General features: G+C 67.7%; 19 protein-coding genes. 11 read left to right on the top strand and 8 right to left on the bottom strand.

The genetic code is table 11. The features are described 5' to 3' along the window. The first annotated feature begins 2 nt into the window (after positions 1 to 2). Genes RJ05_RS22035 through RJ05_RS21990 form a run of 10 tightly spaced genes read left to right on the top strand, consistent with a single transcriptional unit; the run spans position 3 to position 10,021 of the window. Complete coding sequence (locus RJ05_RS22035; protein WP_255220951.1) at positions 3 to 212, top strand: hypothetical protein; 210 nt, start codon at positions 3 to 5, stop codon at positions 210 to 212. After that, positions 209 to 1,063: an MlaE family ABC transporter permease gene (locus tag RJ05_RS22030; RefSeq protein ID WP_036540193.1), complete on the top strand. Its 855-nt coding sequence runs from the start codon at positions 209 to 211 to the stop codon at positions 1,061 to 1,063. The genes RJ05_RS22035 and RJ05_RS22030 overlap by 4 nt, the downstream gene beginning before the upstream one ends. Continuing rightward, complete coding sequence (locus tag RJ05_RS22025; RefSeq protein ID WP_036540190.1) at positions 1,064 to 1,927, top strand: ABC transporter permease; 864 nt, start codon at positions 1,064 to 1,066, stop codon at positions 1,925 to 1,927. A 5-nt stretch (positions 1,928 to 1,932) separates the two neighbouring features. Beyond that, the gene (locus RJ05_RS22020; protein ID WP_036540187.1) at positions 1,933 to 3,624 is read left to right on the top strand and encodes an MCE family protein; all 1,692 of its coding nucleotides are present in this window, start codon (positions 1,933 to 1,935) and stop codon (positions 3,622 to 3,624) included. Further along, complete coding sequence (locus tag RJ05_RS22015; protein WP_036540184.1) at positions 3,621 to 4,643, top strand: MCE family protein; 1,023 nt, start codon at positions 3,621 to 3,623, stop codon at positions 4,641 to 4,643. Before RJ05_RS22020 ends, RJ05_RS22015 begins: the two co-directional genes overlap by 4 nt. Further along, positions 4,643 to 5,656 carry an MCE family protein gene (locus RJ05_RS22010; protein WP_036540216.1) on the top strand — a complete coding sequence of 338 codons (1,014 nt, stop codon included), beginning with the start codon at positions 4,643 to 4,645 and terminating at the stop codon, positions 5,654 to 5,656. The genes RJ05_RS22015 and RJ05_RS22010 overlap by 1 nt, the downstream gene beginning before the upstream one ends. Beyond that, on the top strand, positions 5,653 to 6,753 hold the full coding sequence (locus RJ05_RS22005) for an MCE family protein (protein WP_036540183.1): 1,101 nt from the start codon (positions 5,653 to 5,655) through the stop codon (positions 6,751 to 6,753). The genes RJ05_RS22010 and RJ05_RS22005 overlap by 4 nt, the downstream gene beginning before the upstream one ends. A gap of 5 nt (positions 6,754 to 6,758) precedes the next feature. Next, positions 6,759 to 7,916, top strand: coding sequence for an MCE family protein (locus tag RJ05_RS22000; protein WP_036540214.1), 1,158 nt, complete (start codon positions 6,759 to 6,761; stop codon positions 7,914 to 7,916). Beyond that, positions 7,913 to 9,091, top strand: coding sequence for an MCE family protein (locus tag RJ05_RS21995; protein ID WP_036540181.1), 1,179 nt, complete (start codon positions 7,913 to 7,915; stop codon positions 9,089 to 9,091). The genes RJ05_RS22000 and RJ05_RS21995 overlap by 4 nt, the downstream gene beginning before the upstream one ends. A gap of 12 nt (positions 9,092 to 9,103) precedes the next feature. Further along, positions 9,104 to 10,021 carry a hypothetical protein gene (locus tag RJ05_RS21990; protein WP_249040509.1) on the top strand — a complete coding sequence of 306 codons (918 nt, stop codon included), beginning with the start codon at positions 9,104 to 9,106 and terminating at the stop codon, positions 10,019 to 10,021. A 10-nt stretch (positions 10,022 to 10,031) separates the two neighbouring features. Here the strand turns inward: RJ05_RS21990 and RJ05_RS21985 are convergent, their stop codons facing one another. The 8 genes from RJ05_RS21985 to RJ05_RS21950 all read right to left on the bottom strand — a co-directional run bounded on the left by RJ05_RS21985 (position 10,032) and on the right by RJ05_RS21950 (position 20,907). After that, the gene (locus RJ05_RS21985; RefSeq protein WP_036540179.1) at positions 10,032 to 11,273 is read right to left on the bottom strand and encodes a TetR/AcrR family transcriptional regulator; all 1,242 of its coding nucleotides are present in this window, start codon (positions 11,271 to 11,273) and stop codon (positions 10,032 to 10,034) included. A gap of 186 nt (positions 11,274 to 11,459) precedes the next feature. Continuing rightward, on the bottom strand, positions 11,460 to 12,707 hold the full coding sequence (locus tag RJ05_RS21980; RefSeq protein WP_036540178.1) for a TetR/AcrR family transcriptional regulator: 1,248 nt from the start codon (positions 12,705 to 12,707) through the stop codon (positions 11,460 to 11,462). Between the two features lie 61 nt (positions 12,708 to 12,768). Next, positions 12,769 to 14,718 carry an acetoacetate--CoA ligase gene (locus RJ05_RS21975; protein ID WP_036540176.1) on the bottom strand — a complete coding sequence of 650 codons (1,950 nt, stop codon included), beginning with the start codon at positions 14,716 to 14,718 and terminating at the stop codon, positions 12,769 to 12,771. A gap of 27 nt (positions 14,719 to 14,745) precedes the next feature. Next, positions 14,746 to 15,555: an HpcH/HpaI aldolase/citrate lyase family protein gene (locus RJ05_RS21970; protein WP_036540208.1), complete on the bottom strand. Its 810-nt coding sequence runs from the start codon at positions 15,553 to 15,555 to the stop codon at positions 14,746 to 14,748. Positions 15,556 to 15,557: 2 nt separating this feature from the next. Next, positions 15,558 to 16,079, bottom strand: a complete 522-nt coding sequence (locus RJ05_RS21965) for a MaoC family dehydratase (RefSeq protein ID WP_036540174.1) — start codon at positions 16,077 to 16,079, stop codon at positions 15,558 to 15,560. Then, positions 16,076 to 17,236, bottom strand: a complete 1,161-nt coding sequence (locus tag RJ05_RS21960) for an acyl-CoA dehydrogenase family protein (protein WP_036540173.1) — start codon at positions 17,234 to 17,236, stop codon at positions 16,076 to 16,078. Before RJ05_RS21960 ends, RJ05_RS21965 begins: the two co-directional genes overlap by 4 nt. Positions 17,237 to 17,245: 9 nt before the next feature. Beyond that, positions 17,246 to 19,285, bottom strand: coding sequence for an acetyl/propionyl/methylcrotonyl-CoA carboxylase subunit alpha (locus RJ05_RS21955; protein ID WP_036540206.1), 2,040 nt, complete (start codon positions 19,283 to 19,285; stop codon positions 17,246 to 17,248). A 5-nt stretch (positions 19,286 to 19,290) separates the two neighbouring features. Continuing rightward, on the bottom strand, positions 19,291 to 20,907 hold the full coding sequence (locus RJ05_RS21950; protein ID WP_051016804.1) for a carboxyl transferase domain-containing protein: 1,617 nt from the start codon (positions 20,905 to 20,907) through the stop codon (positions 19,291 to 19,293). 93 nt (positions 20,908 to 21,000) lie between these two features. Between RJ05_RS21950 and RJ05_RS21945 the strand changes: the two genes are divergently transcribed. Further along, positions 21,001 to 21,594: an SACE_7040 family transcriptional regulator gene (locus RJ05_RS21945; protein WP_036540171.1), complete on the top strand. Its 594-nt coding sequence runs from the start codon at positions 21,001 to 21,003 to the stop codon at positions 21,592 to 21,594. The last annotated feature ends 219 nt before the right edge of the window (positions 21,595 to 21,813 follow it).

The following is a 21,813-nucleotide window of genomic DNA, read 5'->3' as shown; positions in this document are numbered from 1 at the left end:
TGATGATCCTGGTGTGGCTCATCGACCTCGTGGTGATGGGCATCAAGATTCTCGGTGGGCGGATGAAGGTGAACCCGATTCTGCGATTCGGGCTGTGGCTGGCGGTGCTGAGTACCGTGGCCGCCGGGGTCGCGGTGGTGGGGTACGGGCTCGTGGCACTCGAACATCAGCTCAGCGGTGATGTCGCGGCGATGGGAACGCAGAACCGATGACTACTGCCGAAAAACCCGCCCCGCCCACGGATCTGGAGCGAGCGCTCGCCGACGCCAGAGGCCTGTGGAAACGCCATCCCCAGCGCTCGCTGGAAGCGCTTGGCCGCCAGGTCACCCTCGGCCGCGACGCGATCATCGAAACCTTCCGCGCCGTATTCGCGCGGCGCTTCCCGTTCCACGAATTCATCAAGCAGTGCGCCTTCATGGCGAACGTGTCCGCGGCGCCGACGGTGTTCGTCGCCATCCCGATCGCGGTGGTGGTATCGATCCAGGTGGGCGCGCTGGTGAATCAGGTCGGCGCGACAACCTTCATCGGTGCGGTCGCCGGCTTGGGCATCATCCGGCAGGGGGCGCCGCTGGTGACCTCGCTGATGATCGCGGGCGCGGTCGGCTCGGCCATCTGCGCCGATCTGGGTTCGCGCACCATCAGGGAGGAGATCGACGCCATGATGGTGATGGGCGTCGACCCGGTGCGCAGGCTCGTCGCGCCCCGGCTGGTGGCGGCGGTACTGGTGAGCATGCTGCTGTGCGGGTTCATCGTCTTCGTCGGCTTCGCCACCGCCTACATGTTCAACGTGTACGCGCAGTCGGGCACGCCCGGTTCGTTCATCGGTTCGTTCGCCTCCTTCGCCGTCGCCAACGATCTCATCGTCGCGCTGGTGAAGGCCGCGGTGTTCGGTGTGCTGACCGCGATCATCGCCTGCGACATCGGCTTGCACGCCAAGGGCGGGCCCGGCGGCGTGGCCGACGCGGTGAATTCGGCGGTGGTCAGTTCGGCGCTGATGTTGTTCGCCACCAACATCATTCTCACCCAGCTCTACAACACCCTGTTCCCGACGAAGGTGATCTGAGTGGGCAGCACCTATACCCCGCCCGCATTGAAGCCGGTGCGGATGGCCGGCGCGGCGGCCGCGGTCCCGATTCAGGCCAACCGCAGGGTCGGCCATCAGGCGATCATCTTCTTCCAGGCGGTGGCCGCGATTCCGTTCGTGCTGCGGCACTACCGCAAGGAAGTGCTGCGGTTGACCGCCGACGTGGGCTTCGGCAACGGCTCGCTGATCGTCGGTGGCGGGACCGTCGGTGTGGTGATCATTCTGTGCGCCTTCGGCGGCATCACCGTCGGCATGGAGTCGTTCACCGCGCTGAATCTGCTCACCATGGGCCCGCTGACCGGCGCGATCTCCGGTTTCGCGACCACCCGCGAGCTGGCGCCGATCCTGGCCACGCTGGCGTTCGCCATCCAGGCCGGCTGCCGGTTCACCGCGCAACTGGGTTCCATGCGGATCTCCGAGGAGATCGACGCGCTGGAGTCCATCGCCATCCGGCCGCTGCCCTACCTGGTGACCACCAGGATGATCGCGGCGACGCTGACCATCGTCCCGCTCTACAGCGTCGGCCTGGCCGTGGCGTACCTGGCGACGAAGCTGTCGGTGCTGTTCCTCGGCGGCACCTCGGCGGGCACCTACGACCACTATTTCTTTCAGTTCCTCATCGGTCCCGATGTGTTCTTCTCACTGCTCAAGGTGATCGTTTTCGTGATGTTGTCGACGTTCATCCAGTGCTACTACGGCTATTTCGCCTCCGGCGGGCCGGAAGGCGTCGGTGTGGCGGCGGGCCGGGCGATCAAGATGGTCATCGTCGTGATGGTGTTCGCGAATCTGTTCCTGACCCTCGCGATCTGGGGTATCGACCCCGGATTCCGGATTTCGGGGTAGCGGCGATGATTCTGGATCCCAGTGGGCGTGGGCCCACCGCGCGTCAGCTGACCTTGTCCGGGCTCGCGGTGCTGGCCACCATGGTGTTGCTGCTGAGCCTGCTCGCCCTGCGCTACACCGGCTACTTCGAGGCCAAGGTGCCGGTCACCGTCACCCTCACCAGTACCGGCGACGGGCTGCCTGCCCGCGCGGACGTGAAGTTCCGCGGCATGGTGGTCGGCGCGGTCAGTGCGGTCGACGTGGTGGCGGCCGGGCAGCGCCAGGAAGTGTTCGTTGACCTGAAACCCGCTGTGGCCGAGACCATCCCGGACAACGTGACGGCGCGAGTGATTCCCAACAACCTGTTCGGCGTCACCGCGATCGAACTGGTCGACAACGGCCCGTCCGAGGGTGTGCTGCACGCGGGTTCGACCATCGCCGAAGACACCAGCGTGGGCACCGTCCAGTTGCAGACCACACTGACGGTGCTGCGCGACGTCCTGGACAATATCCAGCCCGAAAAGCTGGGCCGGGTGCTGGCGACCTTCTCCGCGGCCCTCGATCCCGGAGCTCGCGTCCCCGGCTCCACCATCGAACGGCTCGACAACTGGATCACGCAGGTGCGTGCCATCGACGGAGTGGGCGAGCTGCTCGGCGATCTCGGCCGCGCCACCACCGCGCTGAGCCAGTCGGCGCCGGAGCTGGTCGGGGTGCTGGCGGAATCGGTGACGACCGCGCGCACACTCACCGAGCGCCGCGACGAGCTCATCGCCCTGCTTGCCAATGCCAGTGGTGCCGTGGACTCGGTGAACAGCCTGTTCGCGGGTAACCCGAACGCGGCCAAGGAATTGGTGCCCGGCCTGGACGAACTGTTCGGCTCGCTGGCCCGCGACCCCGACGCCATCCCGTACACCGCGGCCAACCTCAACGCGACCCTGGAAAAGATGCAGTCGGTGTTCCGTTTCGGTCCACGCAAACAGATGGTGTGGAAATTGGACGTCTCGTTCACCCCCTTCCAGCAGTACACGGCCGAGGATTGCCCGCGCTACGGCGAGATGACCGGCCCACGCTGCGGTGGGCCGTCGGTGCCGACAGTGGCGCCACCGCAGGAGTATCCACCGCAGATGCTGCCGCGGCGACTCGATTCGGCGGGCTCGGCCCCGGCGGTGATCCCGGTGCCAGGGGTTGCCCCGGCGCCCGCGCACCCCGGCGCTCCGGCCGTCCCCGGCCTGCCGTTCATTCCCGGACTGCCGGCGATTCCCGGGATCACAGCGCCGTTACCCGGCCCGCCCGGAATTGGCGGTGCCGCGCCCGCTGCCGGCGTGCCCGGCCCGGCGAGCAGTGCGCCCGGAGCTGCGGGTAGTGCGCCCGGACCTGCCGGTTCGACGCCTGCGGCCGGTGTGCCCGGCTCGGCAGGATCGACGCCTGGACCTGCTGATTCCGCGCCCAACGGCGGGACAACGCCGGGCACCGCACCGAATGGTGTTGCCCCGGCTGCTACTGGCCGATCGGCCTCGGCAAGCGCGAACCAGGCTGCCGCCTCGGGCCCGGCCGGACCTCAGCGCATGGTCCCGCTCCCCGCATCGGGCGCTCGCCCGGTGACGACGGTGCGCGGCCACGCGGCGGTCGCCGAGATCGTCGGCGGTAAGCCCACTGCCGCGCAGTTGCTACTGCTCACGCCGCTGCTGGCCGGTGGATCCGTGGAGGTCCACGCATGAGGTCGGGTAAGGCGCTGATCGGGTTCAGCCTGTTCGCGGTGCTGGCGATGGTGCTGACCTACACCATCTGGTCGACCTTGCAGCGGTCGGTGCCCGGCGGTACGCACAGCTATTCGGCGACGTTCTCCGATGTACTCGGCGTGCGCGTCGGTGACGACGTACGCATGGCCGGGGTGCGGGTGGGCCGGGTCGACAGTATCGACTTCGACGACGACTACAAGGCGCGGCTGGAATTCCGCATCCAGGACCGGCAGCGGCTGACCACCACCACCAAAGCCCTTGTGCGGTATCAGAATCTGATCGGCCAGCGCTATATCGCGCTGATTCCCGGCGAAGGCGACGGCACGGTACTCGCACCGGGCAGCCATATTCCGCTCGAACGCACCGAACCGTCGTTCGACGTGTCGGCGCTGCTGTCGGGGTTCGAGCCGCTGTTTTCCGTGCTGCAACCGGATCAGGTCAATTCGCTGTCGGAAACGTTGATCCAGGCGCTTCAGGGCGACGGTGTGTCGTTGAGTGCGCTGATCACCCAGGCGGCCGAGCTGGCCACCACCTTCGGCGAGCGCGACGAGATCCTCGGGCAGGTGATCACCAATCTGAGCAGTGTGATCGCCGGTCTGGCCAATCGCAGCAAGGAATTGGAAACGCTCATCACCCAGGCCAGGTCGCTGGTGGAGGCGCTGTATTCAGAGGGCGAAACGCTGAAGAGTTCGGTCGATCAGGTGGCGACCTCCACCGATGCGCTGGTCGGGCTGATCACGCAGGTCACACCGGATATCGCGCGGGCGCAGAATATGGCCACCAGCGGTGTGGCGCTGTTGCTGCTCAATGGTGCCGCACTGGATCAGGCGGCGATCGAGCTGCCGAATGTGCTCAATGGCCTGGCCCGTTTCACCAGCTACGGCGCCTACGCCAATGCCTATATCTGCCGCCTGGATGTGTCGCTGTGGGGCGTGCTGCTGCCGCCGGGGCTGTTCTCGCAGGTCGGCGGCGAATCCCAATCGGAGGTGTGCCGGTGATGGCACGAATACGACTGCCGAAGTATTCCTCGAACCGCTTCCTGTGGCTGGGGGTCGGCGCTGCCGCCGCGGTGGTGTTGCTGCTGGTCGGCTCCAGTGTGATTTCGCAGGCGCGGCTGTCGGACACAACCATTCAGGTGGAGTTCGCGCAGGCGGCCGGTCTGCGGCCGGGGGCTACGGTGGATGTGTCGGGTATCGAGGTCGGCGCGGTGCGGGCGGTGCGGTTGGTCGACGACAAGGTGGTCGTCGACGTGCGGATCCGCCGCGATATGCGGCTGGGACCGGATGCCCGCGCCGCGATCAAGATGTCGACCATTCTCGGCCGGCTGCATATCGAGCTCACCCCAGGGGACGGTAAAGGGCTTCCGGACAATCGGATTCCGATCGAGAACACCTCGGTGCCCTACAACCTGGGTAAAGTGATCCAGGATCCGAAATACAAATCCTCGTTCGAACGCATCGAGCGGATCGATCCGGAGAAGCTGCGCACGGCGCTGGATCTGTTCGACCAGCAGATGGGCGATTCACCGGAGCTGGCGATCACCGCGCTCGACAGTATCGGTGCGCTGGCCAAGGTGATCAACGATCGCCGTGACGAGGTCGATGTGCTGTTGAAGGGCCTGGATCAGGTCTCGCAATTGGCCGCCGACAATCAGAACAGTGTGCTGTTGCTGCTGACTCGCGGTGAAGCGATCGGAAACGCGGTGGCGCTGCGGCAGAACCTGCTGCGCCAATTGCTCGACAACGTGGCCGCACTGTCGGCGCTGCTGCGCGAGATGGGTATCGAGAACAACGATCAGCTCGGTCCGTTGATCCAGAACCTCAACACCATGACCCAGGGCTTGGAGAAGAACCGGGACAACCTGGACCGGCTCTACGAAATCATGCCGGTCGCGCTGCGCCAGTTCAACAATGCCCTCGGCAACGGCCCCTACGGCGATGTCTGGGCGCCGTGGTTCCTGCCGGACAACTGGTTGTGTTTCGCTCAGGCCGTTCAGGGGTGCAGCTCATGAGAATTCGCACGATCGTGCGCACGGCGGCACTGTGTGTCGCGGCGACCTTGGCAGCCGGTTGTGCGCTGCTGCCGGAGAGCATCAGCGCACTGCCCGATCAGTATCTCGGCGAACATCTGCGCATCAGCGCCGATTTCGAGAACGTCGCCGGCCTGTACGCGGGCAATGAGGTGGCGATTCTCGGTGTCCCCGTCGGCCGGGTGGAGACGGTGACGGCCAAGGGCAGCTACGTCCAGGTCACCATGACCATCGACAAAGACGTCAAGGTTCCCGAAAACGCGATGGCCGCGCTCATTTCGCCGCAGCTGATTACCAACCGGCACGTCGAATTGGCTCCTGCGTATTCCGGCGAGGGCCCGTTGCTGGCCGACGGCGCCCATATTCCGCTGGCCCGCACCCGGGTGCCGGTGGAACTGGACCGGATTCTGGAGAACTTCGATCAGCTCGGCGCCGCGCTCAAGGGCGATAACGCGCAGGGCCCGATGGCGAGCCGGGTCCTGTTCCCGCTGCTGGAAGGCAATGGCGACCGGCTGCGCGCCACCCTGGACGCCTTGTCATCGGCGTTCGAGGTGTCCTTCGCCAACAAGGACCAGATCGCCAACACCATCATCAAACTCAACGAGATCACCCAGATCATCGCCACCAACGATCAGACCGTCCGCGATTTCAGCGGCAGGCTCACCGAACTGGTGCAGTTGATGGGCGAGCAGTCACCAGGCCTGCAGGCGGTGCTGACCCAGCTCAACGATTTCGTCAACAACACCTCCTCGGTGGTCGGGCAGAATTCCGATCAGCTGGCAGGTGCGTTGCAGCGGTTCACCACCATCACCGCCCAGATGCGCGCCAACGCGCGCGGCCTCACCGAGTTGGTCGACGTCGCACCGCTGTTCTTCGAGAACTTCTCCAACGCCGTCAGCCGCGAACACCGGGCGCTGCGTTTGCACGGCCTGCTGGACAAGGCGGTGCTCGACGGTGAGGTGCTCTCGCTGTTCTGTGAACGCGTGCAGATGCGCTCCGACGGCTGCCGCACCGGCAAGATCCAGGACTTCGGTCCCGATTTCGGGCTGACCGCCGCATTGCTCGGACTCACGAAATGAGAGTGATGATTCGCAGGACAGTGCTGATCCGCAGGGCACTCGGCGCGTGCGCGGTGATCCTCACCGTGGGTGCGGCCACCGGCTGCGGCATCACGGTGGAGAACGTGCCGATGCCCAAACCCGGTATCGGCGGCCCCGGCTACACCATCCGCGCCGCCTTCCGCGATGCGCTGAACCTGCCCGACCGCGCGCACGTGAAGATCGGCGGCACCGATATCGGCGTCGTCACCGATATCTCCACCACGAATTTCATCGCCGACGTGGAAATGCTGATTCGCGAGGACATCAAGCTGCCACGTGGCACCACCGCCGAATTGCGCCAGGCCACCCCGCTCGGCGACATCTTCATCGCGATGACGCTGCCACCGGCCTCTCCCGACACCGAACTGCTGCAACCCGGCGACATCATCAGCACCGATCACACCGGCGCCGGTGCCTCGGTGGAAGAGCTCATGGTGTCGGTGTCGATGCTGATCAACGGCGGCGGGCTCAATCAGGCCGCCGAGATCACCGCGCAGATGGATTCGATGTTCGGCGGCCGCGCGCCCCAGCTGGCGCACATGATCACCGAGCTCACCAGTGTGCTCGCCGCGCTCAATGCCCGCACCGGCGATATCGACAGTGTGCTGTCCGGGGTGAATGTGCTGACCGGTGAACTCGCCGCGCGCAAGGCGGAATTGGGGCAGGCGGCCGATACCTTCCCTGGGCTGCTCGGGCTGGTGGCCGAGAACAATCGCGATATCTCCGCGCTGATCAACAAGGTCTCGGTCACCATGGCCGCGCTCGGCGATTTCACCAACACCACCGGCGAGGATTTCGTCAGCCTGTTCGACAGCATCCAGCGGCTGATGTCGGGCTTCACCCAGATGGGTGGTGATCTCGGGCAACTGCTCGAGCGATTCCATTCGATCTATCCCTCGCTCGAGGCCACCCTCGAGGGGCCGACACTGGCCGTCGCGGCAACCGTGTCTTACCTCAGTGTCGGCGCGTTGACCGACCCGACCGGCAGCCGGCTGCCCGAGGTCGGCGACGTGCCCGCGTTCATCGGCAGCCTCGCGCAGGTGATTCAGAAGGTGATCGGCCGGGTCACCAGCCCGCCTCAACCGGGGCCAGGGCAGCAGGCGCCCGCGCCGCACCCGGCCCCGCAAGGTGGTGAGCGGTGAACATCCCGCTGTGGAATTACCTGGTTCGCCGTCGCGTCGCGGTCGCGAACCTCGGGCTCGTGGTGATCCTCGTGCTCGGGTCCTGGTATCTCGGTGCGGAGGTGCTGCGGATCAAACCGCTGCCCAACAGCTATGCGGTGACCGTCGAGCTGCGTGGTTCCGGCGGTCTGCTGCCGGGCAACGATGTCACCTTCCGTGGTACCCGGGTCGGCCGGGTGAGTGATGTTCGGGTTACCGAGACCGGCATCGCGGCGGTGGCCCAGATCGATTCGTCGGCCAAGATTCCGGTGGGCGGCACCGTCGCCGTGGGCCGGTTGTCGGCGGCGGGTGAGCAGTACCTCGACTTCCGGCCCGATGCCGATTCCGGTCCTTATTTGCAGGACGGCGCGGTGGTGGACGTGGCGCATACCTCGACGCCGGTGTCGGTGCAGTCGGTGCTGACCAACGTCAGCGGCTTGATCGGCGGGCTGAATCCGGAGCGGCTCACCGTCATCGTCGACGAGCTCGACAAGGCGCTGGCCGGCGGTCCGGATCGGTTGCGCAACATGATTTCCGGGATCAGCCGGGCCATGGCCGGGCTCAGCGATCTGCTGCCGCAGACCCGGCAGTTGATCGAGAATCTCGGCGTCATCGCCGAGACCACATCGCACGCCCAACCCGACCTGACCACGCTCACCACCGGTGCGGGCGCGCTGTTCGACCAGCTCACCGCCGCCGATCAGGAGGTGCGCCGCTTCCTCGATCTGGCCCCCGATCAGCTGGCAACCCTCGGCGGCTTCGTGCGGGCCACCGAGGACCCGATCACCAATCTGGTCACCAACTTCGTCGCCATCACCAAGGCGGCCAAGCTGCGCGCCCCCGCCATCGCCGCGCTCTTCCCCGCGCTGCGCGAAGGCTCGGCCGCCATCGGCATCCCCGCCCACGACGGCGCCTACCACACCCTCGTCGACCCGTGGCCGCGCCCGACTTGCGAATACGACACCATCCCCGTCGTCCCGACCACCCCGACCACCGACACCCGGGTGCGCCTCTACAACTACTGCATCACCAGCGACCCGGCGTTGCAGATCCGCGGCTCCGCCAACGCGCCGCGGCCGAATGTCCCCGACAACACCGCGGGCCCGCCGCCCGGCGCCACCGGCAACGAACTCTCCCGCCCGATCCCCGGCAGATAGGACCGAAACAGTATGAGCACCAACGACACCGACCCTGCCGCCCAGGATGCCGTGAACGAACTGCGCGTTGCCGTGGAGCGGGCCGCACCGAAGTCGCGCGGCACCAATACGGCCGCGGGCGGGGGCGGCTCCGCTGAGCCGGCGGCCTCGCAGGAATCGGACCGCGCGACTGAGCTGGCCGTCGACTCGGCCGCGCCCGACGTGGCTGCCGATCTGCCGGCCGGTGAGCAGATTTCACAAGGCGCCAGGCAAGTCGCACCCGCCGGGGGTGCGAGCGCGCACGTACCGAGCCTGTCGAAGACCCCCGACGCCACGCACAGCGACGTCGATTCGGCGGTGACCACAGCCGATACGGTCACCGGATCGCGCAAGCGGCCCCTACGTCGACTGTCCGCGGCGATCGGCCGCCGGGACGGGCAGCGCCCCGGTATGCGCGTCCTCGCGGCCCGGTGCGCCGTGGCGTTACTGCTGGTCGCCTGTGCCGCCTCGACCCTGTACTTCTCCATGCAGGATCGCGACAAGGAAGCGGTGCTGGCCGCCCAGGAGGAGGCCCGCCAGGCCGCCTGCGCGTACGCACCCGTGCTGGCCAACTATGACGCCAAGAACCTCGACCCGTACTTCCGAGCGGTGCTCGACGGCGCCACCGGCGATTGGCGCCAGCAGTTCGAAGCCACCAGCCAGGAGTTGCGTGAGGTGCTCGCGCAGGGCCAGGTCGTCTCGGCGGCCAGTGATGTGCAGTGCGCGATCAAATCCGGTGACCAGACCTCCGCGGAGGCCATCGTGGTGATCGGCCAGACCATCACCAGCCTCGGCACCCAGGGGCAGCCAGCGCCGGGGCAGCTGTCGATGGTGATGCGGATGGAGAAGACCGGCGATCGCTGGCTGGTCAACGATATGAACGCACCGCTGGCGCCGTCACCGCAACCCTGACGGCCGCAGATCACCGCCCGAACAGCACCTGCCGCATCAATGCCGCCACCCGCCGGCGTGAGCAGGCCGGATCCACCGAACCGAACCGCTGCCCGAGATCGACCACCATGGCCAGCGCGGCGTGTACGAGTACTCGCGCGGACGCGGCGGGCAGCTCGGGCCGCACCGCCGTGAGCAGCTTGGCCCACTCTTCGACGTTGAGCCGCTGGATGTTTCGCAGCACGGTGCGTTCCTCGGCGGGCACATTGCTGATCTCGGCGTAGTAGACGAAGGTCAGCTCGCGTTCGGCGAACGAGCCGTCGACGAACAGGTCGATGAGGGTGTGCAGGGCCTGTTCGGGTCCGTCGGAGCCGGCGACGGCGGGGCCGATGGCGGCCGAAACCCGGTCGGCCGCACGGCGAAACGCGGCGGCGAGGATATCGCCCTTGCCGCGATAGAACCGATAGACCGCCGAGGAGGCGGGCAGTCCTGCGGCGGTGGCGATGTCTTCCACACTCACATTCGGGTAGCCACGTTCGTGGAACAGTTCCACCGCGCGCACCAGCAGCAGTTCGTGTTTGAAGGTCAGCGGGATCTCGCGCGCCGTGGTGGTCTCGGTGTCGTCGCCGGGGGCGGGTAGCCGGGTGTCGGCCAGCGCACGGCAGGCGGTGCCGAGCTGTTCGGTCAATGAGCGCACCGGAATGGCCACGTGGTGGTCACCGATGCTGCTGAGCACGCTCAGCAGCGCCGCCGACAGCACCGCGCAGTCGCGTCCGGCCAGCTCGGGGCGGTATTCGCCGAGGGTGTCGCGCAGGGCGCTGTCGACCACCGTGAGCTGCTCGTGCAGCAGGTCGGCGTCATCGGGTTCGAGGTAGCGTCGCTGCCAGCGCAGCAGGGCGGCGCTGCGCCGGTTGACGATGGAGGCGCCGATCAGCGCGTCCAGCTCGTGTTCGAGCCGTTCGCGCGCGGTCCACAGTCGCGCGTCCTCCGGCAGCCGCACCGCCTCCACACTCAACCGGCCCAGCCGCAGCGTCTCCTCGCGGAAGAGCGCGTATTTGCTGGGGTAGTGCCGGTACAGCGCGGTAGAGCTGATGTCGAGGCGGGAGGCGATGTCCTCCATGCTGACCCCGTGGTAGCCGAGTGATCCGAACGCCTCGGCCGACGCGGCGGCGATCTGCGCGCGGCGATCGCGCGGCCTGCGCCGCACCGACCGAGACCCGGTGGTCTCGCCCGCGGTCGTCTCCCGCGTCGAGCGGCGGTTCCGGGCTCCCATGCGGCGATGATAGCCCGGCGAAGCACTGCCTCACGCGCACTTTCTCCCCGCGCGGGAGAAGTGAATCTTAAATCACAAAAGGGCCTATAACGACTACTGTTGCCTCACAGATAGAAAGAATGAGCCGTAACATATCCCGGCGCCGACGGACCGCGCCGAGCCCTAGGGCCGCCCGGTGAGCGGGAATCAGGCCTGCCCGCGGCGCCCGAACAATACGATCTGCATCAGCGCGGCCACCCGCCCCTGCGAGGCGATCGGCGCGGTACCGAACGACCGCCCCAGATCCACCACCAAAGCGAAGGCGGCGTGCACCAGGAACCGCGATTCGGCCGGCGCGAGTTCCGGACGCACCTCACGCACCAGCCGCGCCCATTCCTCGACGCTGAGCCGCTGGATATTGCGCAGCACCGTGCGTTCCTCGGCCGGAACGTGCTGGAACTCGGTGTAGTAGACGAAGGTCAGCGCCCGCTCGGTGAACGAGCCCGCCACGTACTGATCGATCAGCGAGACCAGCGCAGCCTCGGCGCTGTCGGCCGACGCGACCGCGGGCCCGATCGCACTCGAAACCCGTTCGGCCGCACGGCGGAACGCCGCCGCCAGCAGATCGCTCTTACCGCGATAGAACCGATACACCGCCGACGCCGCCGACAGCCCGGCCGCGGTCGCGATATCTTCCACACTGACGTTCGGATACCCGCGATCGTGGAACAGCTCGACGGCCTTGCGCAGCAGCAGTTCGTGCTTGAACGAATCCGGGATCTCCGCCGCCGCGGCGGGTTCCACAGCGTCCCCGACGGCGGGCAGCTCGGCCTGTGCGATATCCCAGCAGGCCGAGGACAGCAGGCGGGTAAGCGATTTCGCGGGGAGCGCGGCATGGTGATCGGCGATGCTGGTGATGGTGCTCAGCATGGCCGCGCGCAGTACCCGCAGATCGTCCTCGTCGAGCTCGGGCCGCAGCGCGTGCAGTTCGGCGCCGAGGGCGTCGAGGACCGTGGCCTGCTGTTCGGTGAGCAGATCCGAATCCTCGGGCTCGAGGTAGCGACCCTCCCAGCGCACCAGGGTGACACTGGCCCGGTTGTCGATGGTTGCGGTGATGAGCGCGTCGAGCACCTGCCGCAGCCGGTGCTCGGGGCTTGCGCCGACGGCGTCCTCGGGCAGGTGCACCGATTCGGTCATGGCCCGGCCGACCCGCAGCAGTTCCTCCCGGAAAAGGGCGTACTTGCTGGGGTAGTGCCGGTATAGCGCGGCGGAGCTGATGCCGAGACCCGAGGCGATGTCCTCCATGCTGACACCGTGGTAGCCGAGGGAGCCGAAGGCCGAGGCAGCGGCCGCCGCGATCTGGGCTCGCCGGTTCTTCGGCCTGCGCCGGATCTCCCGTGGCGCCGAGTCGCCGTTGCTCTTCGCACGCACGGTACGGCGATTGTCGACACTCATTCCGTCATGGTATCGCTCGGTAACCAGCGGCAATGTGGCGCTCCCCGGCGTGAGTCGTGGATCACCTGCCGCCAGGAGGGCGAATCCGTGCGTACCAGTCGAGCAGATCAGGGTCGTCGACGGCGCTGCGCTCGACCACCCGGGCCGGGTCCGCGCCCTGGAACAGCTTCTTGATCGGCACCTCGAGCTTTTTGCCGGTGCGAGTGTGCGGCACGGCGGGCGCGGCCAGGATTTCGTCGGGCACGTGCCGCGGCGACACCTCGCGCCGGATCACGTCCTTGATCTGTTCGGCCAGCTCATCGGTCAGTTCCACGCCGGCTGCCGGTACCACGAACAGCGGCATCCAGTAGCCGCCGTCGGGTTGCTCGGCACCGATCACCAGCGCCTCGGCGACCTCGGGCAGCCGTTCCACCGCCTGATAGATATCGGCGCTGCCCATCCGGATGCCGTGCCGGTTGAGCGTGGAATCGGAACGCCCGTGCACCACCACCGAGCCGTGGTCGGTGATGGTGATCCAGTCGCCGTGCCGCCAGATTCCGGGGTAGGTGTCGAAATACGCGTCGTGGTAACGCTTTCCGTCCCGATCGTTCCAGAAACTGACCGGCATGGACGGCATGGGCCTGGTGACCACCAGCTCGCCGACCTCGCCGCGCACCGGATTCCCCGACTCGTCGTAGGCCTCCAGCGCCACACCCAGATACGGCGCCGACAGCTCACCCGGCCACACCGGCACCGTGCGCACCCCGCCGATGAACGCCGACACCACATCGGTGCCGCCGCTGATCGAGGAGATCGGAATGTGGTCACCGACGTTGTCGCGCAACCACAGTGCCGACGACGGCGGCAGCGCCGAGCCGGTGATCCCGATCATCCGCAATGCCGACAGGTCGTGCTCGTCCCTGGGAACCGAGCCCGCCTTGATGCAGGCCAGCACATAGCCGGGACTGGTGCCGAGCACCGTCGCGCGCACCTTCGCGGCGATCCGCCACAGCGCGTCCGGTTCGGGATAGGTGGGGCTGCCGTCGAAGCAGACGATGGTCGCGCCCGCGAGCAGCCCGGCCACCTGGAAATTCCACATCATCCAACTCGGGCTGGTGTACCAGAAGAAGGTGTCGTCGGGGCCGATATCGGATTGCAGCGCAACGGCTTTCAGATGTTCGAGCAGCACGCCGCCATGGCCGTGCACAATACCCTTGGGCAGGCCGGTGGTACCGGAGGAGAACACGATCCACAGCGGGTGATCGAAATCGACGGCTTCGGTCTCGATCACCGGATCGGCGTCGGTGCCCGCGACGGCGTCGGACCAGGCCAGCGTGTCCGGCACGTCGAGCCCGAGTCGCGACACCACGATGGTCTCGCGCACACTCGACAATCCGGCACGCAGTTGTTCGATGTCGGCGCGCTTGTCGTGCTCCTTGCCGCCGAAACGGTAGCCGTCGGCGGTGACCAGCACCGTCGGTTCGAGCTGACCGAGCCGGTCGAGCGCCGCCTTGGCGGTGTAGTCCTGCCCGCACGCGCTCCACACCGCACCCACGGCGGCCGTGCCGAGGAACGAGATCACGGCCTCGGGGATGTTCGGCAGATAGCCGGCCACCCGGTCACCCGGCCGCACGCCGAGCGAGCGCAAGGTCCGGGCGAATGCGGCGGTCCGGTCGATCAATTCGGTCCAGGAGACCTCGGTGACCTCCTCGCCACCGTCAGCGAGTGCCACGATCGCCGGACGGTCCGTGCGGAACTGCCGCACCACCTGATCCACATAGTTCAACCGGGTGCCGGGAAACCAGCGCGCACCGGGCATGGTCTCCTCGGCCAGCACCGCACCGCCGATCTCCCCGAGCCCGAAATAGTCCCACAGTGCATGCCAGAAACCGGGTAGGTCCTGCACCGACCACTGCCACAGCGCGGCGTAATCGGGTGTGGGGACACCGGTGCGCTCGGTGACGAAACGGGCGAAATCGGTGATTCTCGCCTCGGCGATATCCCGGTCGGTGGGCACCCACTGTGGCTGCATCGTGGTTCTCCTGGCTCGGTGTGTGGATCAGCGGCGGGCGCGCCGGACGACCTGCTCGGCGTGCCGCAGCACGGGGGCGTCGACCATGCGACCCTGGTAGGCGAAGACGCCGCGATGCCGCGGAGCCTGCTCGAGAACCGCACGCGCCCAGGCGAGTTCGTCGTCGGTGGGTGCGTAGGCGTCCCGGATGACGGCGATCTGGCTCGGATGAATGCCCACCTTGACGTCGAACCCGACGGCCACCGCGTCCTCGGTCTCGGCCCGCAAACCGTCCAGGTCGGCGATATCGAGATACACCGAGTCCAGGGCCAGCCGTCCGTGTGCTTTGGCGGCCAGCAACGACGTCGAGCGCACGTGCTTGGTGACGTCGCGGTAGCGGCCGTCGGCGTGCCTGCTGGACGCACCGCCGAGTCCGGCGACCAGATCCTCCGCACCCCACATGACGCCGATGGTGTTGTCGGCCGCCGCGGTACGCGCCACCTCCAACGCACCGAGCGGCGATTCGATCAGCACGATCACCTCGTAGGCCGACAGCGCGGCCAGCTGGGCGGTCGACTCGCATTTGGGCAGCATGATCCGGCGATAGCCGGTGTCGATGAGCGCGGCCAGGTCGTAGCGGTGCTCATCGGTGCCCGCGGCGTTGACCCGCACGATGGTGGTGTCCGGGTCGAGCGGGGTCTCGACCAGCGCCTTGCGCGCCGCCGCCTTGTCGGCCGCGGCGACACCGTCTTCCAGATCGAGGATCACCACATCGGCCGCGGCGGCGGCCTTCGCGAAACGTTCGGGCCGGTCGGCCGGACAGAACAGCCAGGCCGGACCCGCCGGAACCCAGGGCAGGCTCACACCGCACCGTCCCCGGACTGCGGGCGCAGGCGGATCATCGCGTTGCGGACGGCCACCGCGACAACAGTGCCGTGCTGGTTGCGCGCGGTATGCCGGAAGGTCACGATGCCTTCGCCGGGCCTGCTCTTGGACAGGCGCTTGTCCAGCACCTCGGTCTCGGCGTAGATGGTGTCGCCGTGGAACAGCGGCGCCGGGAACTTCACTTCGCTGAAGCCGAGGTTGGCGACGGTGGTGCCCTGGGTCAGGTGCGCGACCGCGAGGCCGACCATGGTGCCGAGGGTGAACAGCGAATTCACCAGCCGCTGATGGAACGGCTCCTGCGCCTCGCTGTAGGCGGCATCGATATGCAGCCCCTGCGGGTTCATGGTGAGGGTGCTGAACAGCACATTGTCGGTTTCGGTCATGGTGCGGCCGGGCCGGTGCTCGTAAAGCACGCCGGTCTCCAGTTCCTCGAACCACAGCCCGGTCTGCACGACGCGGCGCAGCTGCGCGGGCGCGGTGTCCTGTTCGGCGCTCACAGTCCGAGCTCCCGTGCGATCAACATCAACTGCACCTCCGTCGTGCCCTCACCGATTTCCAGGATCTTGCTGTCGCGGTAGTGCCTGGCCACAGGGTATTCGTTCATGAAGCCGTAGCCGCCGAAGATCTGAGTGGCGTCGCGGGCGTTGTCCATGGCCGCCTCACTGGAGATGAGCTTGGCGATCGAGGCCTGCTTCTTGAACGGCTTGCCGGCCAGCATCAGCGCGGCCGCGTCGTAGTAGGCGGCGCGGGCGGTGTGGGCGCGGGCCTCCATCCGGGCGATCTTGAAGGCGATGGCCTGGTTGGTGCCGATCGCCCGGCCGAAGGCCTGGCGTTCCTTGGCGTAGCGCACGCTCTCGTCCACGCAGCCCTGCGCCACACCGGTGGCCAGCGCGGCGATGGCGATGCGGCCCTCGTCGAGGATGCGCAGGAAGTTGGCGTAGCCGCGGCCACGCTCGCCCAGCAGGTTCTCCTGCGGCACCCGCACATCGGTGAACGAGAGCGGATGGGTGTCCGAGGCGTTCCAGCCGACCTTGTTGTAGGCCGGTTCGGCGACGAAACCGGGGGTGTCGGTGGGCACGAGGATGGTGGAGATCTCCTTCTTGCCGCCCGATTCGCCGGTCACCGCCGTCACCGTCACCAGGGTGGTGATATCGGTGCCGGAGTTGGTGATGAACTGCTTGCTGCCGTTGATCACCCAGTCACCGCCGTCGGCGATCGCGGTGGTGCGGGTGCCGCCCGCATCGCTGCCGGCGCCGGGTTCGGTGAGACCGAACGCGGCCAGGTTGCGGCCGCTGGTGAGCTGGGGCAGCCACTGCTGCTTCTGGTCCTCGGTGCCGAAGCGGTAGATCGGCATCGCGCCCAGCGACACCCCGGCCTCGAGGGTGATCGCCACGCTCTGGTCGACCTTGCCCAGTTCCTCGAGCGCCAGGCACAGCGCGAAGTAGTCGCCGCCCATGCCGCCGTACTCCTCGGGGAACGGCAGCCCGAACAGGCCCATCTCGGCCATGCCCTGGACCACCTTGTACGGGAAGGTGTGGTTGGCGTCGTGTTCGGCGGCGACCGGAGCCACCACCTGATTGGCGAAATCGCGGACGGTAAGTGCGAGGTCGCGGTATTCGTCGGGAAGTGTTCCGGTGGAAAGGAAGTCGGTCATCGTGTGGTCCTATCGATCAGCAGCTGTGGTGGTGGGGGAGTCGGCCGTCTGCGCCGGGGCGTGGATCTTGGCGAGCACCTGGTCCAGGTTCACCTGATCGCCGGGGCGGACCAGCACTTCGACGGTGCCTGCGATCGGCGCGGTCAGCGAATGTTCCATCTTCATCGCTTCCACCACGACGACCGGCGCGCCCGCGGCCACCTCGGCGCCGGATTCGACCGGTACCGCGATCACCGAACCGGGCATGGGGCTGCGGATTTCGGCGTCACCGAGATCGGCGTCGCCCGCGCGGACGTTGACTTCGGCCACCTCGCGCAGCGAGCACACGCCGAAGGGGCCGGCGACCCACAGTCGGTCGTCGTGTTCGGCGAGGCGGTAATCGCGGCGCAGATCGTCGACGGTGATCGTGAGCAGGCCGGGTGCGGTGAGCTCGGCGGACACCGAGACCGGCGAACCGTCGTCGCCCACTTGCAGTTGCGCGGCCGCCGGGGTCCCGGTCAGGCGGACGTGCTCGGTGCGGCTGCCGCCCTCGAGCCGGATCGTGGTGGGCGCGGCGGAACCGATGCGCCAGCCGGTCGGCTGATCCCAGGGATCGCCGGGCGCGGTAGGCCAGCGGCGCAGCCAGTGGTAGACGGCCGCCGCGCCGAACGCGTCGTCAGGGACCGGTGCGGGTGTGAAGTCAACGGCCCTGCGGTCCAGCAGCGCGGTGTCCAGGCGCCCGGCCACCACATCCGGGTCCTCGAGCAGGAACCGCAGGAACTCGATATTGGTGGTCACGCCGAGTACGACGGTCTCGCCCAGCGCCCGATCCAACGCCGCCAGTGCGGCCGCCCGGTCGGGGCCGTGCGCGATGACCTTCGACAGCATCGGGTCGTAATCGCTGCCGACGACGGTGCCGACCCGCAGCCCCGAATCCACCCGCACACCCTTGCCGCTCGGTTCGGCCAGATCGACCACTGTGCCGCCGGTGGGCAGGAAGCCGCGCCCGGGATCCTCGGCGTAGACCCGCGCCTCGGCGGCATGTCCGATGAGCCGGATATCCTCCTGCGCCAAGGTGATCCGCTGCCCGGCCGCCACCCGCACCTGGCATTCCACCAGGTCCACGCCGGTCACCATCTCGGTCACCGGATGCTCCACCTGCAGGCGGGTGTTCATCTCCATGAAGAAGAACTCGTCCGGGCGGTCGGCCGAGACGATGAATTCCACCGTGCCCGCGCCGACATAGTCGACGCTGCGAGCGGTATTGCACGCGGCCGCGCCGATCCTGGCTCGGGTGGCGGCGTCCAGCAGCGGCGAGGGCGCTTCCTCGATGACCTTCTGATGCCTGCGCTGCAAACTGCATTCGCGTTCGCCCAGGTGCACGACATTGCCGTGCTGGTCGGCGAGGATCTGCACTTCGATATGACGGGGCCGGGTGACGAACCGCTCGATGAACAGGGTGTCGTCGCCGAACGCCGCCGCGGCTTCGCGCCGGGCGCTGACCAGCGCGGCAGGCAGCTCACCGGGTTCGTGGACCAGCCGCATGCCCTTGCCGCCACCACCGGCCGACGGCTTGACCAGCACCGGGTAGCCGATGTCGGCCGCGGCGGCGATCAGCGCGTCGTCATCGAGGCCGGGCTCGGCGATGCCGGGCACCACCGGGACGTCGAACGCGGAGACGGTGTTCTTGGCGGTGATCTTGTCGCCCATCACCTCGATCGCCTTGGCCGGCGGGCCGAGGAACACGATGTCCTTCTCGGCCAGCGCGGAGGCGAAAGCGGCATTCTCGGACAGGAATCCGTAGCCGGGATGCACGGCCTGGGCGCCGGTGCGTACGGCGGCGTCGACCACCTTGGCGATATCGAGATAGCTCTCGCGCGCGGGCGCCGGACCGAGCCGGACCGCGACGTCGGCTTCGCGGACGTGCCTGGCACCGGCGTCGGCGTCGCTGTAGACCGCCACCGAGCGGATGCCCATCGCGCGCAAGGTGCGGATGACGCGCACCGCGATCTCGCCGCGATTGGCGACCAGCACGGTGTCGAAACCGACGGGATGATTCGTATTCAGCATGGTCATCACATCCGGAAGACGCCGTAGGAGACAGGTTCCAGCGGAGCCTGCGCACACACCGAGAGAGCGAGGCCGAGCACGGTTCTGGTGTCGGCGGGGTCGATCACGCCGTCGTCCCAGATCCGCGCGGTCGAGTAGTAGGGGTTGCCCTGCCGCTCGTACTGATCCCGGATCGGGGCCTTGAACGCCTCCTGATCCTCCTCGGTCCAGGGTTTGCCGCTGCTGTCGAGCTGGTCGCCGCGCACCGTCGACAACACCGACGCAGCCTGCTCACCGCCCATCACCGAGATCCGGGCATTGGGCCACATCCACAGGAAGCGCGGCGAATACGCGCGCCCGCACATGGAGTAGTTGCCCGCACCGTAGGAACCGCCGATCACGACCGTCAGCTTCGGCACGCGTGCGCACGCCACCGCCGTCACCATCTTCGCGCCGTGCTTGGCGATGCCGCCGGCCTCGTAATCGCGCCCGACCATGAAGCCGGTGATGTTCTGCAGGAACAGCAGCGGGATCTTGCGCTTGTCGCACAGTTCGATGAAATGGGCGCCCTTCATGGCGGATTCGCTGAACAGCACGCCATTGTTGGCGACGATGCCGACCGGATGACCGTGGATATGGGCGAATCCGGTGACCAGCGTCTTGCCGTACTCGGCCTTGAATTCGTGGAAACCGCTGCCGCCGTCGGGATCGCCGTCGACGATGCGGGTGATCACCTCACGCACGTCGTACGGGGTGCGCAGGTCCACCGGCACCACCTCGTAGAGCTCCTCGACCGGTGCCGCGGGCTCGATGGGAGTGCGTACCTCCCACGGGCTTTCGGGCCGCGGGCCGAGCGTGCTCACGATGCGCCGCACGATGCGCAGCGCGTCCTGATCGTCGTCGGCGAGATGGTCGGTGACGCCGGAGGTCCGCGAATGCAGTGCACCGCCACCGAGTTCCTCGGCGGTGACCACCTCGCCGGTGGCCGCCTTCACCAGCGGCGGGCCACCCAGGAAGATGGTGCCCTGATCGCGCACGATCACCGCTTCATCGCTCATCGCGGGCACATACGCCCCGCCGGCGGTGCATGAACCCATCACCGCCGCGATCTGCGCGATGCCCTTGGCGCTCATATTCGCCTGGTTGTAGAAGATCCGGCCGAAGTGCTCGCGGTCGGGGAACACCTCGTCCTGATGCGGTAGGTACGCGCCACCGGAATCGACCAGGTAGACGCACGGCAGCTGGTTCTGCAGCGCGACCTCCTGGGCGCGCAGGTGCTTCTTCACCGAGATCGGGTAGTAGGTGCCGCCCTTGACCGTCGCGTCATTGGCCACGATCACGCATTCACGCCCGGACACCCGGCCGATGCCGGTGATGACGCCGGCGCCAGGGCATTCGTCGTCGTACATCCCGTTCGCGGCCAGCGGCGACAGCTCGAGGAACGGGCTGCCCGGATCGAGCAGCTGATCCACCCGCTGACGCGGCAGCAGCTTGCCCCGCGCGATATGGCGCTGCCTGGCCTTCTCGGGACCGCCGAGCGCGGTCGCCGCGAGCCGCTCGCGCAGCTCGCCGACCAGCGCCTGATGCGCGGCGTAGTTGTCGGAGACCACGGCGCTCGCGCGCGGGTCCTGGGTAATCGTCATCACGCCATCCTGCCGGTCAGTTAATCGCTGATAACTGGAATACAGGTTAATCTTGACTAACCGAGTTGTCCAGACCGGCTGGGAGGAGCGCCGATGACCGGCACGGAAACCGGCACACTCACGCGCCGTGAACAGCAGAAAGCCGAGCGCAGGCGGCAGTTGCTCGATGCCGGCGCCCGGCTGATCGCCGACCGCGGTTTCCTCGGCATGCGCCTGGACGATCTCGGCGCGGCCGTCGGCATCAGCGGGCCGGCGGTGTACCGGCACTTCCCGAACAAGGAAGCGCTGCTGGTGGAACTGCTGGTCGGGGTCAGCCGCAGGCTCTTCGAAGGCGGCGAGGCAGTGGTCGCGGATGCTGCCTCGCCCGGCGGGGCGCTCGCCGGGCTGGTCGATTTCCACCTCGATTTCGCCCTCGGCGAGCCCGAACTGATCCGCATCCAGGACCGCGACCTCGACAACGTCCCCGAGCCCGCGCGCCGCGAAGTGCGCCGGTTCCAGCGCCGCTACGTCGAGATCTGGGTGGGCGTGCAGCGCGAACTGCACCCCGGACTGGCCGAGGACGCGGCGCGGGTCAAGGCCCACGCCGCGTTCGGTCTGATGAACTCCACCCCGCATAGCGCGACCCCGGCGACAGCAGCACGCGCTCGCGCGATCCTGCGTGAGATGGCGATCGCCGCTTTGAGCTGATCGGGGCGACTGATCGTTGCCACGCTCGATTCGGCCGTGGTGGGCGTACCTGGTTCGGCGCCGGCCGCTGGCCCTGTAGCGGGAGCGGTTGGTGGGCAGGGCTCGGCGCTGGTCGCCGGACTGGAGCCGGCTGCGGCCGGTGTGCCGGATCGACCCCCTCATAGTGCCGACCCGGCAGGTCGGTTACTGGTGCCTGCGGCGCGACCTCTGGCATCACCC

Origin of the sequence: Nocardia cyriacigeorgica NBRC 100375, assembly GCF_000308555.1 — a bacterium.
Classification (GTDB): Bacteria; Actinomycetota; Actinomycetes; order Mycobacteriales; family Mycobacteriaceae; genus Nocardia; species Nocardia cyriacigeorgica.
This window is presented reverse-complemented; position numbering and strand designations above follow the sequence as displayed.